Raw genomic sequence first — 17,400 nt, forward strand, 5'->3', positions numbered from 1 at the left:
GTAATTTGATGTACTGAATTATTAACCATTGTTAAATAAATAGAGAATAAACATCATTCGAACGACCACAACCTCCGCTGGTAGCGAGTAGGCTCACCATAAATCGTTTCATTACGCACAACGCAAGCAGCGTTACGCTTGTAACTCTCTACAACATCGTGGCCCAAATGTTTATGCAAGTAGGCAAATGCATCGACTATACGATTCTTTCTATTCCTCACATTATGAGCGTCAGATGCGATGAGGTGAGCTACATTCATTTTACATAACTGAATAGCGAACTTTTGAATTTACGCCCAAACAGCCCTATAATGGATTGCGAAGTAATCTGGCATAAGCAGCCTTGCTCAACGAGTTGATGGAGAAGGCGAGGATTGCTCATGAAATCAATATTCCTTTCGGGATGCGCAAGGATAACCGTAAGACCTAGTAAGTGTACTTCATACAACAACTCTTTGTAGATCCTTACCTCTTGACCCGGAAGAACGTGGACCGGAATCCGTCGCCTCTCGAGTTCCGTATTGAGTTCATTCACTGCATGGTCGACAACCGATGCGGGATTCTCGTGTCGACCATCACCATGATGCGGGGTAGCTATAATTGTATAAATCCCCTCATCAGCAGCATTTTTAGCCATCGCAATGGCTTCTTCTAGACTTTCGGCACCATCATCAAGGCCAGGAAGAATATGACAATGGGTATCAATCAACATGACATATCCACCAGTCTTGCTCTCTCTACAGGCATGGAATTGACATATCCCTGTACAGCTTTCTTAAAATTGAGCCTGCATTTACTTTCCCAAGTTCTTAAGGATTGCAACAGGATTGCACCGAGAGATTGTTCTTCCTCCAACCACTCCACACGATACAGATATCCATTCTCTACTTGGCTACTTTCACGAATGATGCCACATAGAGATATTTCTTCGTTATGAAACTTAAATTGAAAATACCAAATTACATTTTCATCAATAGGTAGGCTTAAATAAGTAATAAAGTCCATTCTCCACAGGCTAATACCGATTACTTTGAAAGGTGCACTCTTGGTGGCCATCTGTCTGTGATTGATCTGCTTAATGTTCATCAACCCATAACAGGGATATTGCAAAAGAATTTCTTCCTTGTAACCTTCAGCAAAGCTTGTAGTCATCTTTTTTCCTCCTAAATGTTACATAGTGTATCATTATGGACCCGACTACAGACTTTCATTTTACGTGAATGGAACTTACTGCCTGAGAAACCACTGGAGTATTTAACATGAAACGTGGGTGTGTAGAATCTAATTTCCCGTAAGGCAATTAGGATTTCCACTTGTGGTAGAGGAGACTTCCGCTTGAGTAGCAAGGGGTTCATGCTTAGATTGGCTTTCACTCCACAATATAAATTGCTTCATATCCAATCCCAAATGTCTTAAAACATCTTTGATGTCAAGTGATACCGGCTTATCTTTTGCCATAAAAGAACACCACCCTCAACGATGTAATGTTTTCTGACATAATTTCGATAATATATCCCCAATTTATGATACATATTGTATCTTGTCAAGGGCTTTTTGCAAATTTCAGCGTTCGCTAGATCAAAAATCAAGAGCTTTTCTCTCATGAAAGTAACATCGTTTGTTTTCAAAGTTATGCCAATATCCCATTGGATATGATAAGAATCAAGCAACTATTTGAAAAGCAATCTTGTAAGCGCACCCAATTCTGATAGAATTCTTTATGGCAAGGACTATTTCTTTTTTTTGAAAATTGCCTTGTTGTTAGATACATTTCGTATCTACACATACGTACTTAACTCGTAAAATTCACCGTTTAATGCTAATCCTTAAGTAACGTGTTGCTGATTTGTTTAACCTGATCCATATCAGGAATCCAGAAGTACAAACGTGATTGCACCAAAGGATCCATCTCATAGCCACTATGTCCTGGAATCTGTTTCGTTGTAAAATCCGCTGCTGTCATCCCCTTAAAAAGCCAAGCTAAGCTAATGAGATCGCTGTCTCTGAAATTGGTATCGACGATATCCTTCCTAACTTTGCTTAACAAGCTTGCAATTTCACCAATATGCTCCGGCCTTAATATTTCCTGTGCCACATTTTTTAGAATCTGTGATTGCTCGTTTTGCCTGCCGAAGTCACCATCCGAGAATGCGTATCGCTCCCGTGCTAAGCTCAAGGCCAATTTACCATCGATATGCTGCCGTCCTTTGGCTAACGTCGTTTGCGAATGTAATAAATATACGTCATTGGTGACCTCGACATCCACACCTCCAATGGTATCGATGAAATCTTCGAAGCCTTTAAAGTTAGTTTTTAAATAATAATTTATCGGGACATTTAAGAAATCACTAACGGTTTGAAGCGCTTCTTGTGTTCCCGCTTCGTTGCCTCCTTTCATCTCACCAACAATATGTGCGTGATTGATTTTGGTGTAACCGACACCCTCCACCTGAACTCGGCTATCTCGGGGTATAGAGACAATGTTCACCTTGCGGCTCTCCGGGATGATATGTAAAACCATGATGACATCTGACCTCGAATTTTCGTCTCCTCTTGCATCCGTCCCTAGGAGGAGGACATTAAAAGCTTTGATCGTTTTTGCTTGCGTTGCTGATGGCGAAGATTGTAGCGTAGTTTGAGATGTAGATTGAGGTGTAGATTGAGGTGTTGGTTCTGTTGTGGTCTTCTGTTCAACTGCTGCTGGCTTACTCAAAACAGGCAATTCGGTTTGATCAAAATGATGACTCGGCTCATACTTCCAATAAATCCTCCCTCCGACACCTAGGAATCCAACAAAGAGAAAGCCTGCAGTGTACACTACCCAACGACGCATGTAGTCACTCCCTTTAACTTTATCCATTTATTAGATACGTATTGTATCATTGCAAAGTTAGAAATACAAGTACGTTACTCGTAACCAATAAATCAGAGAGTGAAACAAACAATAAGCCACGTCTCTTATGCCTCAAAGAGAACGTGGCCTATTAGTGAATACAAGTCCATTTCAAGTCTCTCATGTTGATCCCGCCTTATCCATTCAAATCCAACTTGCAGTAGCCATTCCTTCGATAAAGCTTGGAATGTACACGGCATTCATCATTTCACACTTCATGCAATGAGCCAGGGGAATTGTTGTCTGATAGTAGCCTGTCTTAAAGATCTTCTTTGCATTACACCTATCCATTAATTCGTTACATTCGATACAAAAGACCTTTTCAAAATTAATCATGACTTCTCACCCCTTGATATATGACTAAATGTCGCAACCTGTTACAATATGTATTTATCATTCATTATATGATACATTTCGTATCTTTTCAAGATGAGGAATCATTTTAATACATTTTGTATCTAGTCAAATGAATCTATGCTTTGATATAATTATCTCCTGGTATATTTCGTTCATGATAGTGGATATAATAATTGAAGTAATTACGAACAGTGAGGACTGATCAAGCTGAAGTATGGAGATCGTATTGCACTCTTACGTGAAAAAAGAGGACTAACCCAAGAGGATTTATCAATCAAAATAGGGATTTCCAGAGCATCCCTGTCTCACTACGAGACCAATCGCCGCGAACCCGATTATGAAACTATTAATAAGATTGCTAACTTTTTCAATGTTTCTATCGACTATTTGCTAGGGCGTACGAACCTTCAACAGACCGTCTTGGATGAAGATATGCGTGACTTTGTCGAAAATCTGGATTTAACAGATGAAGGCATCTTACAAAAGTTTTCATTAACTGTAGATGGAAAGCGATTATCTGCTGAGGAAGCTAGACGATTCATTGCTTTTGTTAGGGCTGAGCGTTCGTTAGAATAATCACTAACTGCTTACAACGCTCAGCCTTCCATTAATTGTTGACACCGATATACTTTAAAGTCACTGATGGTGCTGACTGATTAAACAAATCTCTAAGTACAGAGACATTTTTCGTTTTGAGGTAGTAATGATAGCCATAGGTCTTCCGAAGGGTATGCGTGCCTATATCTGTTAAGCCTACCTGCTTTGCAGCTTGATTAAGAATCCGATACACACGAATTCGCTTGATAGGGTAACCGGTGCGTTGGGAAGGAAATAAGTAATTGTCTTCATCCATATATTGGACATATTCCTTAATATAAGCCTTCAGCTGCGAAGAAAGCTGGAATGTCTTTACTTTCCCCGTTTTCTCCTCTCTTACGCTCACAACATTTCGATCCATCACATCTTTCACTTTTAAATAGAGAATATCACTCAGATGGAGTCCTGAATTAATTCCAATTGTGAAAAGAAGCCAGTCACGAACGGATTGTTCCTTCAATACTTCCTGAATCTGCTCAATCTTTTCTTGTTCTCTAATGGGTTGAACAACTTGCATCCTTTGCACCTCACCATACTTTAATTAGTTCCACAGGATATGTTACGTTATGTATCTGTCGATGGGTAAATATATCATTTTTTTGACACACCACTCCCTTTATAACTATTATGTTACATATTGTATCATAAATTTAAGAAATGATCTATGCCTTTCGCTGTTCTCAAACCCGAAAATTCAAAGTATAATTCTTAATAAAGAACTTTTCTGTTATACTACCATACTATTCAAGAAAGGAGGTTGCGCCATCCATGTTCAAGAAAATGCTAAGAATACCGCTTATTGTCATGCTGCTGACTACCATTCTATTTCCTGCATCAGCCTTTGCTTCAGGCTATGATAACGGAAATTCACAGAAGAATAGTCTACTATCCCAATTTATGAATAATTTAAGTAAAGTTTTCAGTTCAAATACATATGGCAACAATAGTAACAGCAATGACAATGACAAGGACAAAGGCAAAGGCAAAGATAATGACAAGGACAAAGGCAAAGATAATGACAAGGACAAAGGCAAGGATAATGACAAGGACAAAGACAACAACAATCACAACAATAACGACTGGGACGATGATGATTGGGAAGATTGTTGGGATGATTTCGATTTCGAAGATATTGAATGCGAAGATTCCTACGATATTTGGAAAAAATGGTTCTGCTATTAATTAGATAGAAAAACTCCGCTGTTGAAATCTCCCAGCAGCGGAGTTTTTGCGTTTATGTGATCTTTGTCTCGAGAACAAATACAGTGATTTCAGGTCGACAATTAAATCGAATGGGAAATAGTGTTGTACCTATACCGCGATTAGTGTACACATGGAACTCACTATCTTCGAAGCTGTATAAGCCAATCGAGTACTTCTGGCCTAGATCTGGCGTAAATACGCTGCCGTAAAATGGAATACGAATCTGTCCACCATGACTGTGACCCGAAAGCTGTAAATCGACAGGATATCTCCAAGCCATATCGGCAAAATCCGGCTCATGTGCAAGTAAGAGAACGAACTCATCTTGTTCGATATCTCGCAGCGCGTGGGGTAAATTAGGTTTACCCTGGAACATTTCATCTATGCCCACGATATGAATGCTATCGTCACCTCGGCTGATTGTTCGGCTATCATTGATTAGCACATTGAAACCAGATTGTTCCAGCACATCCGTTATTCGTTCTGCATCCATACGCATATCATGATTGCCTAATACTGCAAATTTCCCATGTGTAGCCTGGAGTCGAGATAGAATTGGGATAACGTCATTCGTTATTTCTCCTTGACTGGAATCAAATAAATCACCAGTAAAGACAAGGATGTCAGGCGCTTGTCGCTGCAGCAGCTCAACCAGTTTAGATAAATGAGATAAACCATAATACTTGCTAATATGCGTATCGCTAAACTGTACGATTCGCATACCTGCAAACGAAGTTGGGTAGCGCTTGTATGATAATTTTACCGTTGTTGTCTCAATCCAATTCCGCTCACCAAAAATACCATATGCACCACTCATCCCCACTAACATCCCTAAGGAGCCAACAGTCAATAGACTATGCTTGAGGAATGACCTGCGACTTAAGGGTGTATCGTCCATGCTGCATCCCCTTCTTTAATAGGTCTAAAGACATCTCTATTCTACAAAATAAAGGAAAAACTCCATCTCAAGTAATGATACAGTTTGTATAATTTTAATGTAAGTGGGATTGATTTCGGAGAAAAAACATGCGATAATACTTGTAACGATACGAAGCGTATCTTACACAGGAAGTTTTGGAGGGGTCGGTTGTGAACATGCTAAAGCAGATGGATATAGAAGAATATGATGTAGAGTGGATCAATCTCATCATGAGCGCGCGTAAGATGGGACTTACTATGGAAGATATCCGCGCATTCCTAAGAAGCCCCCTCCACCCTAAGAAACAAATACTGAACACGAATGAAAATGATCCTTGTATGTCCCCATAGATTCGCAAAGCAACGTTAGTTATTCATCGTTAGGTCGCTTCATTCTCCATTTGTTAAAATCTAAAAACTCCCGAAATTGCTGCTTATCTACACCAGACGTCATTGCTTCTTTAATGATTTCATACCATTCCTCATCTAACTCTCGTTCACCTACAACGATTTCTTCCTGATCATCAATAAGTCGGTCAACAGGCACCTTTAATACAGCTGCAATCTTTTCTAGGAACTGAATAGAAGGATTCTTCTGGATATCTCGCTCCAGGCTGCTAATATAGGATTTAGCCACGCCTGCCCGTTCAGCTAATTCGGTGAGAGACAAGCCCTTCTCTTTCCTTAATTGTTGTACTCGTTTACCTATCATATTAGATCTTCCCTTATTTAAATGTAGTAGTTGCTTCTATTAGTATAACAGAATTCCTTGTAAAGAACAAATATTGTTCCTAATAAAGAACAAAACTAGCCCCCTGAGGGGCTAGTTTTTACTTACCTACCTTTAATTAATATTTTAGGATTTTATTTGTGCAATTTAATAAAAATACTGTTCATTGGGGCTGGGTTTCTTACTACATCGCTATTTTTATCAAATACTGGTGATAAATATTCATTCTGATTATGATTACCTAAGGCTTCATACTTTGAGGCTACAGTAGTGTCCCAAACTGAATATTGCGTGAAGTGCACAATCAGTAATCCTTGGGGTTTGATCAACTCATTGAACTCTAAAATCTGTCGCTCAAACTTTTCAAAGGGATAGATTTTTTTTAGACTACTGATGCCTTTTTCTGCAATGTAATGGGGCTTTCGTTGCAAAACTGCCATGCAAAAAATTGCATCGAAATCTCCATACTTTTGAATTTCACTAAGTTTAGAATATACAAAGGTAATTTTCTCGTCTACAGGAAGCTTTCTGCATATTTCAAGGTTGCTTTTGTTAATATCTGCACCTATTATGTGCGCAGTAGGAAAATATTTACGAAGGGTTAAAACTTCTTCTCCTGTCGAGCACCCGTAAGAAAGTATCTTTAGATCTTGTTTACCATTAAAATAGTCGCGACATGCTGAGAAAATTCTAGGATACCGATCCATATAGGTAAAGGTTGTCGTTTGATGAACATTCATAGAGTTTAACAATTGCAAAAAAAGGATAGAGCGAAAATTCGCATCGACACACACGCGTATCGTAGTTTTGGATGCATTCCATAAAACATACAAGATGGATACTCCAAATCTAATGATTGGACTTTTGGAAGATCGATGTTCCTTAACCATCTTCTTCGCAGTTCCAAAAATTTGCATACCTATTTTAGCATTCATATGCCCAAGTCCCTTCAAAACTAAGTCACATTATCATTATGCCATTTCATAAACTCTATTAAAATTTTCAACTCATGGATTCGTTCCTTTTTGATTCCTGACTTTTTTAAATCTGCAACAAAATCCAACCACTCCTGATCATGTTGCTGTGTAGCTTCCACTTCAACAGCAATTTTTAAGAGTATTTTCAAATCAACCTTGAGAACCAAGGCGATTTTCTCTATCACATGAATGGAAGGATTCTGCTTTAAATTCCGCTCAATGTTACTTAAATATGACTTGGAAATACCTGTCCGTTCCGAAAGCTCGGACAACGTATACCCCCTTTGCTTACGAATACTCGATATGTTGTGTCCAATCATCGTTATCATCACTCCACAGTGACACTTTTGGCAAGATTTCTAGGCTTATCAATGTCACAGCCTCGATATTTGGCTGCGTAATACGCGATTAATTGTAAGGGAATAACGGAAACCAAGGGAGTTAGAAGCTCATGAACGGCAGGCAGAACAATCTGATCACTTCTCTCCTCTATTCCTTCCATGCTAATCATACAAACATTAGCGCCACGTGCCCTCATTTCTTGTACATTGCTTCGAACATTCGCGCGAATATGAGACTGCGTGATGAGTGCAATGGCTGGCGTCCCCTCCTCCACTAAAGCAATTGTGCCATGCTTGAGCTCTCCACCTGCAAACCCTTCCGCTTGAATGTAGGAAATCTCCTTTAGCTTTAACGCGCCTTCCAAAGCAACATAATAATCTACCCCTCGACCGATAAAAAAACAATTCCGCGAGGAAGTGAGATATTGCCAAACGACCTCTTCCATCATCTCTTTCTTATTAATTAAGATTTCCGTCGCGTTCGCGGCGATGCTCAACTCATGGAAAGGATTGATGTCCTGCAGCTGCTCCCTGCCTTTCCCTCTTACACTATCGAAGGCGAATAAGGCTAATACGGCAATTTGTGCCGTGTAGGCCTTAGTTGAAGCCACCGCAATCTCCGGCCCTGCATGTGTCAGCAACGTATAGTCTGCTTCGCGAGATAACGTTGAGCCTGGTACATTCGTTATCGTCACACTCGGATAGCCCATCTGTTTAATCGCTACCAATACCCCCCTGCTATCTGCTGTCTCACCACTCTGCGAAATAAAGATAAACAGTGGATTTGCAGAGAGAATGGGCCTATTATACAGAAACTCGCTGGCGATATGCGTTTCAACGGGAATTTCTGCAATTTTCTCGATCAGTTGCTTACCGACCAATCCTGCATGGTAACTAGTCCCGCAAGCAATGATATAGATACGATCCGCCATTTTCACGCGTTCACGCAACTGCGGGTCAATTCGCATTCCGCCTTGGCTATCCTGATATTTGGAAATCACCTTGCGTATCACCAATGGTTGTTCATCGATTTCCTTCAACATATAGTGCGGGTATAGACCTTTCTCCATATCGCTGGCATCCAGCTTTACTTGAAAAGGTCTTCTTTGAATGATTTCTCCATTCAAATTTTTGATTGTTTTGGCGTGCTGGCGAAGAATAACCATCTCTTCATCCATCAATTCGCTGTCGTTTAAAATCGCAATCCCCGAAGAATCATACCCTCGATTTTCTAGCTTTTCTAATCCTTTTACCAAAATTCCCTTCGCGTCCTGACTCCCGATATATCCCACAATTCCGCACATTCGTATAGCCTCCTCATCCATGATTCTTAATAAAGAACAACAAGACAGTATTTAGTTATACCTGAATAGATTTATCTATTTACTCATACGTTTGTACAGAAGGGGGGATCATGACATGACCTCATTTGGGATCAACGTATGGAAAAAGGTGATACATGCGTACCATAAATTCATGCATGACTACAATTATATCCTCTATCGAGACTGTCTTGACATACAAATGAAAATAACTTTATTCCAGAAAATAATTCATCATCGCGCCAAAATGGACAAAAATAAGTAGGCAAGCTCAATTTTACGCACTAATACTCTTGGCTTTAAGTATAGATTTCTGAATACAAGCAATGACTCGATCTTGCTCTTCTTCCGTCATACTAGAACCCGATGGCAGGCATAAGCCTGATTGGAATAATCGCTCCGACACATTGTCATTTTCACTATGCGGGTAATATGCTACCCCATCAAAGAGAGGCTGCATATGCAGCGGCTTCCAAACTGGACGAGCCTCAATATTCTCTTCCGCCAGGAGATTTATTAATGACTCAACTGTCACACCGGCCTCCTTGGCATCGATTATCAATGCTGTCAGCCATCTATTAGATCGCGTATCCGCCAACTCCGGCATAAATTGAATACCAGGCAAATGAGCCAATTCATGATAATAGCGTGCAAATACAACACGTCTAGCGATAACTCTCTCTTCCAAAACAGCGAGCTGCGCCCGGCCAATCCCTGCCAACACGTTACTCATACGATAGTTATAGCCGATCTGACTATGCTGATAATGAGGAGCATAGTCTCGAGCCTGTGTGGCTAGAAAGCGCGCTTTGTTCAGCCCCTCAATATCGTTAGAGACCAGCATTCCTCCGCCTGATGTGGAGATAATCTTATTGCCATTGAAGGAATAGACGCCAAACTTGCCAAATGATCCGCTTGCTCTTCCTTTATAGGTCGATCCTAAGGATTCTGCCGCGTCTTCAACGATTGGCACCTGAAATGATTTGCATAGGGCTGAGATTTCGTCCATTTTGGCACTTTGACCATATAAATTAACGACAATGACCGCTTTAGGCAATTTCCCACTACGAGCTGCATCATTCAAAGCACGTTCCAAAGCCTGCGGGGACATATTCCACGTTTCTGGCTCTGAATCGATAAAAATAGGCGTTGCTCCTAAATAGACAATTGGATTGGCACTAGCCACAAAAGTTAAACTTGAACAAAAGACGGTATCCCCTTCTGTAACCTCCAATAACCGCAACGCAAGGTGAATGGCTGCTGTTCCCGAACTAACTGCTGCCGCATCAACAAGACCCGCATAAGTTGCTAGCTCTTTCTCGAAGGCATCGACATGCGGGCCTAGCGGAGCGATCCAATTTGTATCAAAGGCGTCATGGATATACGCTAATTCATTACCACTCATATGCGGGGGGGACAGATAGATTCTTTTTTTGTTGGTAAACATGAGATGAACCACACCTTTCATTCAATTCTTTTGGTTAATTAGTATCGCTGGGGTTCCTACGGCTGTCCGGTACGAGGGAATATCATGGATAACCGTTGCTCCCGCTCCTACCATAGCCCATTCGCCAACCTGTTTGCCAGGGATGATTGTCGCTCCTGCCCCTAACATGCTTCCTTCCTTGATAACAACAGCGCCAGTCAACGTTGCCCTAGGTGCAATGTGAACATAATCCTCAATCCGACAATCATGCTCGACGATTGCCCCTGTATTAATAATGGCATGGTGACCAATATGTGCGTCTGCATTAATAACCGTGTTAGCCATAATGACTGTTCCATGACCTAGGGACGCACTTGAGCTAATGACTGCTGTCTCATGGATTAGGGTTGCAAAGTGCTCATGGGGTATGCCTAGATACGCAATGATTGACTTTCTTCGTTCGTTATTGCCAATGGCAACAACCCATTTCAACTCATTTCCGAGACCAAGTAGTTGATGTGCTGAGGAAATTGGCCCCTGATACAAACCATTGTTCGAAATGAGGGCATCATACTTATCATCTAAAATAGCGACGATTTCATTGGCTTTGTTTACTCGAATTATTTCTCTAATTACCTTGCTGTGACCACCTTCACCAATCACGACAAACTGCACAACCTATCACTTCTTTTCACGAAAGATTAGATCCAGAGAATTTCTCCATCGTCACATGATTCCCATGACTGACACCTTCGGACTTCAGTACTTTGCCGACCGTTAATACTAGTATTTTGAGATCCAACATAAAGCTTCTATTCTCTACATACCAAATGTCGAACTTGAATTTTTCTTCCCATGAAATCGCATTTCTGCCATGCACTTGCGCCCACCCCGTAATACCGGGCCGGACTAAATGACGCTTTGCCTGTTCTTCTGAATAGAGGGATAAATAATCCATTAGTAACGGCCTAGGCCCAACTAGACTTAAATCCCCTTTGATCACATTGATCAATTGTAATAATTCATCCAGACTGAATTTCCTAAGAAAACGACCAAAGGGAGTCAATCTCATTGCATCAGGCAATAAGTTTCCTTCGTTATCTCTGGCATCCGTCATGGAGCGCAGCTTTAGTAGATTAATCGGCTTTTCATGTAAGCCTGGTCTTTGCTGTTTAAAGATGACTGGCGATCCTAGTTTCAGTCTAATCAGAAGGGCAACGATACCAATAATCGGTAGAAATACTAGTAATAACGAGATAGCGACAATCACATCAAACAATCTTTTCATAAATGATCTACTCCTAACTCCTACATCACAATAAGTCGTGGATTGTGAACCCCGTCAAAGGTGTCCGTTTCTTCCTGATAACCATTGGGGTTATTGGACTGCCAACGCCAAGCATCGAGACACATCTCATCAATACCTTTATCAGCAACCCATCCCAATTCTCTTGCTGCCTTGGTTGGATCTGAGTAGCATATACCGATATCTCCCGGCCTTCGAGTTGCTATCTTATAAGGAATACGCATGCCAGTTACACGCTCGAAAGTAGTAACCATCTCGAGGACACTGAATCCGTGACCCGTTCCCAGATTGTAAGCCTCTACCCCTGCGTTTGTCATAACCTTCTCAAGTGCCTTCAAGTGTCCACGTGCTAGATCCACTACATGGATATAATCTCTTACACCTGTACCATCGACGGTTTCATAATCATGGCCATAAATTTGCAACTCGTTTAATTCACCTATCGCTACTTTCGTGATATAAGGCATCAGATTGTTAGGGATCCCATTCGGGTCCTCTCCTAATCGACCACTTTCATGAGCGCCTATTGGGTTAAAATAACGCAGTAGCGCAATACTCCATGTTGGATCAGATACGTACAGATCTCTCAATATTTCTTCGATCATGAGTTTCGTACGTCCATAGGCATTGGTTGCTCCAAGCGGCGCATTCTCAGCGATCGGTACACGTTCCGACGTTCCGTAAACCGTAGCGGATGAACTAAACACAATCTTATTCACTGCAAATTCTTGCATAATTTCGCATAGGACAATTGAACCCGAGATATTATTATGATAATAACGTAGAGGTACAGAAACGGATTCGCCAACGGCTTTAAGCCCAGCAAGATGAATCACGGCTTCAATACTGTGGTTCCGGAAGATGCTCTCCATATCCGGTCGATTGTTCAAACTGATGGGATAGAACTCGAATTCTTTGCCTGTAAGCTCCGTTACTCGCAGCAAAGATTCAGCACTGCTATTACTTAGATTATCTACGACGACGATGTCATACCCCGCATTCAATAACTCCACACATGTATGACTTCCAATGTAGCCTGCTCCACCTGTTACGAGAATTGCCATCGCGATCTCCCCCTACCTCTTACTTAAAATTTTAAATAATCACTTGTATAAATAATGTTTAACGTGACCACATTTTCAAAATAAAAATAGATCAGATAAAACCCCAACACTAAATAGTACATCAATTTCTGTTGTCTTCTGGCAAATAAGATAATCACCCACGACATCAGAATGACATTATATAAACCAAAGTAGATCGTAAATCTAGCGAAAATCCAATTTTGAGTTGCAACAGCCATCACGACAAAATTCAACAGAGACATGTTGACGACATAGTCACCATAGGGGAATATTTCCCGGAGCTTATTTCTTCCTAAGTAGGCGAATACTAAAGGAACGGCCCCAATGAACACCCGAATAATGCTAGCTCCACCTTCTTGAAAGTTCTGGTACTCACTATAATGCGTATCCGCAATAGCTGTAAAAATGGCTTCAGATATGAAGCTGTAGCCAATAATTAAAATCACAGCTAGCGTTAAGAGAATGATCGTAGATGAGGTCCAAGCTTTTCTTCTCACAATGAAATAGATAGGAATAAGGATGAGAGCACTACCATGAAATAAAGATGCGAAGGCAACCACTAAAAAATACTTCTTCCAATTTCCTTCGAATAAAAATTTCGTAGCAGCGAAAACAATGGCTGAAGCCAGAAATTGCCGAACGCCGTTCATTGATACAATGTATAGTCCTGATGTGATGTAAATGAAGATACTTAATTCGAATAATTTGGAATACTTATACAGGACATAAACAATGAGTACATTCGTCACTAAAGCTGTTATAAAAATTAATAACTGAGGATCATTGGTAAATGATTTCAATATCATTTGTAGAATACCGAAGCCAATATCCTTATCTGCCTTCACTTCTTCCCAAGTAAAGTCACTTAATTTGTAGGAATACATATAGAAGAAAGTATCTCCTATGTTGTTACGCAATCCAGCAATTAAGACGAACGTCACCATTACAATAGCCGTCAGCCACTGATTAGGCTTCATCCATAACTGACCCGAGCTTACAGACACAGGTTTTGCTATTTGCCTCGAAAAGTAGGATGCAATATATACAACGACCAAGTTAAGCCATAATATAGCCATGTAAAGTTCCTTCCGAATAGCTTAAGAGATTCTTGTTTTTCTACTCACATACCAATAGAGAATAAAGCCTAACGGAATCGCTAGGAAAGTTAGGAGTTTGGCAGGCGTCTCTTTCATGTACCTACGATTACCCGAGATAATACTGCTAGATACATAATGAATACACTGTTTAAATTTAAATGATAAAGAAGCAAAGGGAAGCTTCATAAGCTCCTTACGGTAGAAGGCAAATCCGTTTGGATTCTTGGAGTACTGCTTCAACATGTTCAATGAGGACCCATCTGGCAAATATTCAACACAACAGAGAACTTCGTTTAAGAGAAGCATTTTATACTGTTGATCCAGCTTAAAATACTTATAAGCTAGGCCAACATATTTTTCATTTTCAAATATGGGATAGGGGTTAGTACGTATCAACTCTGTTCGATATACTAACTTCTTGTCACCTTTCACTCCGTGCTTACTATACAGCTCAAAAAGTGTCGATCGCTGAAGTGTTTCTGGAAGTTTGGTGCCAATAACCCGCCCATCCGTAAAGGAATCCAGCCCAATAATACCGCTAACCCGCTCGCTGCCATGTTTCTTCCAGAAAGTGAGAATGTGTTCTACAGCATCTGGCGGCATGTAGTCATCCGAATCAATACATACATTCAGTTCTGTATCAATCATTTGATAGGCTGTATTGTGGGCGCCATGCATACCTTGGTTATCCTGTCGGTGGTATCGGATCTGAACCACGTTCTCCTCGATCCACCCTGCAACGACCTGTTGCGTATCATCTGTAGAGCCATCGTCTATAATGAGCCATACGAAATCATTAGAAGTTTGCTTTTTCAAGCTCTCATAACAAACCGGAAGACAATACGCACGATTATATGTAGGAGTAAAAATAGTAAGTTTTTTCATCTCATCACCTCACGATGCCTAGATAAAAACCTTCTGTCCAAGCCGCTGTATTGCGAATATCATACCCCTGGTCAGATAAGGAAAAAGTAGGGATCTGTCTAGACTTGTTTCTTACCATCACTTGCTTCATGTGATGGACCCAAATCTCTTTATCCGCCAGCGGTAATCTCTCTACCAATCGAATCCCCATATCCACTTCCTGCGTAATCTCATCCGAGATCATACAAGGCAAGCCTGCACCTTGCGCTTCGATGAGAGTCACAGGCAAACCCTCATGTAAGGATGGAAATACAAACATATCAAGTCCCTGGAGTAAGCGGGCGATGTCGCTTCGCACGCCAAGGAATTTGACTTTATGCTGCAAATCAAGAGTATTTACTTTTCTCTCGATCTCTTCTCGCAATGGTCCGTCACCTGCCAATACAAGAATCGTATCTGGTTTCTCTCGATTCAATTGGGCAAACACGTCCAGGAGAAAGGTGTGATTCTTCTGATAGTTGAATCTGCCGACATGCCCCAGTACGAAAGACTCCGGTGAAATCTGAAGCTCTCGTCTTATTTCTTCCCTTACAAAGGGTGAATATGCAAATTGCTCACTCTCGATCCCATTCTTCATCAGCACAACTTTGTTTCGCTGGTTAGTGAATAACCACTGTGCTGCTTTATTGGAGCAAGCCAGAAAATGAGTGGCACAGGAAGCGATAAATGTACCTGCAAGCCATTTATAAGCTTTAACCGCTAAGCCACCCTCACTGCTTGTATTGTGACTATGTGCTATACGAATGGGAATATCAGCCTTTTTGGCTGAACGCAACACAAAACCGCTCATTTTATCCATATGAGCATGAACAATCCTGTAGTTCGCATGATTGACAAAGAATTGATCTAATGCTTGGATATATTTCGCATGTCCAATATCCGACACATAGGGGATTCTATGAATAATCCCTCCCATCTCGGTAATCTCTGAATCATAGGCACCTGCTTTACAAGTAAGAAAATCAAATTGAATTTTCGTACGATCTACATTTCGATATAAATTCATTAGAAGGGTCTCTGCTCCACCCCTATTCATATTTACAACGATATGTAGAATTCTTATTGGATCGCCCACATGACCTCCACCTTTTCGTCCATAAATCGAGAATATATCGCACTTTTCTCATGTAATACTTGCTCTATTGCGTATTTAGCCTCAACCATCTCTCTGCCTCTAGAGCCTAAATTATTTCTTAAGTTCTTATCACGAGCTAAGAGCAGGAGCATCTCTGCCATGCCTTCGTGATCATTAGAGGAGGTTAGCCAACCGTTATCGCCGTCTTGCACAAGTTCTCTGTGACCTCTGTTGTCACTTGCAACAACAGGGAGACCGCAGGCCATCGCTTCCATAATGTTCACCGGTAATCCTTCGCGAAGACTGGATGCAACAGCGATATCACACATAGGTAACAAGCGATCGATATCTTTACGATAGCCTAGAAAATCCACTTGATTCTCTACTTGAAGTTCCTTAGCAAGCTCTTGACATTGCACTTGTAGTGCTCCTTCTCCAGCGAGCAGCAACCTGACATGAGGAGCATCATGCCGAATCAAGGCTAAAGCTCTTATTAGCTGCTGCTGATTCTTATTCTGATTAAATTCTGCCGCATAAAATAAAAGAATATCCTCTGGTTGATAGCCCATAGATATTTTCCTTTCAACTTTATGCAATTCGTCAATCTGTTGAAATCGTTCTGTATTAACACCAACCCCATGCACGTGTTCTATCCGGTTAGCATGGAATCCATGTTTCACAGCAAGCTTGTAATCTTCCTCATTAATCGTAATTAAACAGTCCGTCAAATAAGATAAGAATTTCTCTAGCGGATAATAAGCTAACCAACTAAACAAGGGGGCGCCTTGGCAAAAATGAAAGCCATGCGCGGTATAAATGACCTTCGTCCCCTTCTTACGAGCAGACCGTGCGGCAAAACGAGCCAATACGCCTCCCATTGGCGTATGACAATGGATGATATCATAATTGTTCGCAGCAAGTATTGACTTCAATGCGATATAAGCATCAAGATTTCTACGATTGAGAGGCGATCTCTGTATCGGAATGTCAAACTTCGCATCAACATAGGGAAGCTCTATATTCCCGCTAGCAGCAACATGGACCTCGAAGCCTTGATCCTTGAACCATTTCAAGTAAGGCAAGTGAAAGGCCCTGAAGTGATAATCAACCGTTGCGCAAAACAAAACTTTTCTAGACATCGTGTCATCA

Annotated in this window: 19 protein-coding genes and 2 pseudogenes; 3 read left to right on the plus strand and 18 right to left on the minus strand. The window is 40.9% G+C overall.

The window, feature by feature from the left end; translation table 11 throughout:
- Positions 1–53 precede the first annotated feature (53 nt).
- The 4 genes and pseudogenes from AC58PQ_RS11025 to AC58PQ_RS11040 all read right to left on the minus strand — a co-directional run bounded on the left by AC58PQ_RS11025 (position 54) and on the right by AC58PQ_RS11040 (position 2,833).
- Positions 54–712 (minus strand): annotated as a pseudogene (locus AC58PQ_RS11025) (tyrosine-protein phosphatase).
- Complete coding sequence (locus AC58PQ_RS11030; RefSeq protein WP_497241994.1) at positions 706–1,152, minus strand: hypothetical protein; 447 nt, start codon at positions 1,150–1,152, stop codon at positions 706–708. The pseudogene AC58PQ_RS11025 and the gene AC58PQ_RS11030 overlap by 7 nt, the downstream one beginning before the upstream one ends.
- 129 nt (positions 1,153–1,281) lie before the next feature.
- A complete protein-coding gene (locus AC58PQ_RS11035; protein WP_497241995.1) occupies positions 1,282–1,458 on the minus strand; it encodes a hypothetical protein in 177 nt (58 codons plus the stop codon).
- Positions 1,459–1,819: 361 nt separating this feature from the next.
- Positions 1,820–2,833 carry an LCP family protein gene (locus AC58PQ_RS11040; protein WP_497241996.1) on the minus strand — a complete coding sequence of 338 codons (1,014 nt, stop codon included), beginning with the start codon at positions 2,831–2,833 and terminating at the stop codon, positions 1,820–1,822.
- Positions 2,834–3,457: 624 nt separating this feature from the next.
- Here AC58PQ_RS11040 and AC58PQ_RS11045 point away from each other — a divergent pair.
- The gene (locus AC58PQ_RS11045) at positions 3,458–3,826 is read left to right on the plus strand and encodes a helix-turn-helix domain-containing protein (RefSeq protein WP_497242195.1); all 369 of its coding nucleotides are present in this window, start codon (positions 3,458–3,460) and stop codon (positions 3,824–3,826) included.
- Between the two features lie 31 nt (positions 3,827–3,857).
- Here the strand turns inward: AC58PQ_RS11045 and AC58PQ_RS11050 are convergent, their stop codons facing one another.
- Positions 3,858–4,364, minus strand: a complete 507-nt coding sequence (locus AC58PQ_RS11050; RefSeq protein WP_497241997.1) for a tyrosine-type recombinase/integrase — start codon at positions 4,362–4,364, stop codon at positions 3,858–3,860.
- Between the two features lie 251 nt (positions 4,365–4,615).
- On the opposite strand from AC58PQ_RS11050, the gene AC58PQ_RS11055 reads away from it, so the two are divergent.
- Entirely contained in the window at positions 4,616–5,029 is a 414-nt protein-coding gene (locus tag AC58PQ_RS11055) for a hypothetical protein (RefSeq protein WP_497241998.1), read from the plus strand.
- Positions 5,030–5,081: 52 nt separating this feature from the next.
- Here AC58PQ_RS11055 and AC58PQ_RS11060 read toward each other — a convergent pair whose 3' ends face one another.
- Positions 5,082–5,948: a metallophosphoesterase gene (locus AC58PQ_RS11060; protein ID WP_497241999.1), complete on the minus strand. Its 867-nt coding sequence runs from the start codon at positions 5,946–5,948 to the stop codon at positions 5,082–5,084.
- A gap of 197 nt (positions 5,949–6,145) precedes the next feature.
- Here AC58PQ_RS11060 and AC58PQ_RS11065 point away from each other — a divergent pair, with 197 nt between their 5' ends.
- Complete coding sequence (locus AC58PQ_RS11065) at positions 6,146–6,319, plus strand: anti-repressor SinI family protein (protein ID WP_497242196.1); 174 nt, start codon at positions 6,146–6,148, stop codon at positions 6,317–6,319.
- A 19-nt stretch (positions 6,320–6,338) separates the two neighbouring features.
- Here the strand turns inward: AC58PQ_RS11065 and AC58PQ_RS11070 are convergent, their stop codons facing one another.
- The 12 genes and pseudogenes from AC58PQ_RS11070 to AC58PQ_RS11125 all read right to left on the minus strand — a co-directional run bounded on the left by AC58PQ_RS11070 (position 6,339) and on the right by AC58PQ_RS11125 (position 17,390).
- Positions 6,339–6,680 carry a helix-turn-helix domain-containing protein gene (locus tag AC58PQ_RS11070; RefSeq protein WP_057312984.1) on the minus strand — a complete coding sequence of 114 codons (342 nt, stop codon included), beginning with the start codon at positions 6,678–6,680 and terminating at the stop codon, positions 6,339–6,341.
- Positions 6,681–6,832: 152 nt separating this feature from the next.
- Positions 6,833–7,633 (minus strand): class I SAM-dependent methyltransferase, encoded by an 801-nt coding sequence (locus AC58PQ_RS11075; RefSeq protein ID WP_497242000.1) that lies wholly within the window; start codon positions 7,631–7,633, stop codon positions 6,833–6,835.
- 20 nt (positions 7,634–7,653) lie between these two features.
- Positions 7,654–7,995 (minus strand): helix-turn-helix domain-containing protein, encoded by a 342-nt coding sequence (locus AC58PQ_RS11080; protein ID WP_497242001.1) that lies wholly within the window; start codon positions 7,993–7,995, stop codon positions 7,654–7,656.
- An 8-nt stretch (positions 7,996–8,003) separates the two neighbouring features.
- Positions 8,004–9,200 (minus strand): annotated as a pseudogene (gene glmS, locus AC58PQ_RS11085) (glutamine--fructose-6-phosphate transaminase (isomerizing)); the annotation flags it as partial.
- 415 nt (positions 9,201–9,615) lie between these two features.
- Positions 9,616–10,785: a DegT/DnrJ/EryC1/StrS family aminotransferase gene (locus tag AC58PQ_RS11090; RefSeq protein ID WP_497242002.1), complete on the minus strand. Its 1,170-nt coding sequence runs from the start codon at positions 10,783–10,785 to the stop codon at positions 9,616–9,618.
- Between the two features lie 21 nt (positions 10,786–10,806).
- On the minus strand, positions 10,807–11,439 hold the full coding sequence (locus AC58PQ_RS11095; RefSeq protein WP_497242003.1) for an acetyltransferase: 633 nt from the start codon (positions 11,437–11,439) through the stop codon (positions 10,807–10,809).
- A gap of 16 nt (positions 11,440–11,455) precedes the next feature.
- Positions 11,456–12,052 (minus strand): sugar transferase, encoded by a 597-nt coding sequence (locus tag AC58PQ_RS11100; RefSeq protein WP_497242004.1) that lies wholly within the window; start codon positions 12,050–12,052, stop codon positions 11,456–11,458.
- Between the two features lie 20 nt (positions 12,053–12,072).
- Complete coding sequence (gene galE / locus AC58PQ_RS11105) at positions 12,073–13,134, minus strand: UDP-glucose 4-epimerase GalE (protein ID WP_497242005.1); 1,062 nt, start codon at positions 13,132–13,134, stop codon at positions 12,073–12,075.
- 23 nt (positions 13,135–13,157) lie between these two features.
- Positions 13,158–14,231, minus strand: a complete 1,074-nt coding sequence (locus AC58PQ_RS11110) for an EpsG family protein (protein WP_497242006.1) — start codon at positions 14,229–14,231, stop codon at positions 13,158–13,160.
- 21 nt (positions 14,232–14,252) lie between these two features.
- Positions 14,253–15,137 carry a glycosyltransferase family 2 protein gene (locus AC58PQ_RS11115; RefSeq protein WP_497242007.1) on the minus strand — a complete coding sequence of 295 codons (885 nt, stop codon included), beginning with the start codon at positions 15,135–15,137 and terminating at the stop codon, positions 14,253–14,255.
- 4 nt (positions 15,138–15,141) lie between these two features.
- Positions 15,142–16,251, minus strand: coding sequence for a glycosyltransferase family 1 protein (locus tag AC58PQ_RS11120; protein ID WP_497242008.1), 1,110 nt, complete (start codon positions 16,249–16,251; stop codon positions 15,142–15,144).
- Positions 16,236–17,390: a glycosyltransferase family 4 protein gene (locus AC58PQ_RS11125; protein WP_497242009.1), complete on the minus strand. Its 1,155-nt coding sequence runs from the start codon at positions 17,388–17,390 to the stop codon at positions 16,236–16,238. The genes AC58PQ_RS11120 and AC58PQ_RS11125 overlap by 16 nt, the downstream gene beginning before the upstream one ends.
- Positions 17,391–17,400 lie beyond the last annotated feature (10 nt).

This window comes from Paenibacillus sp. J22P143 (assembly GCF_059692035.1).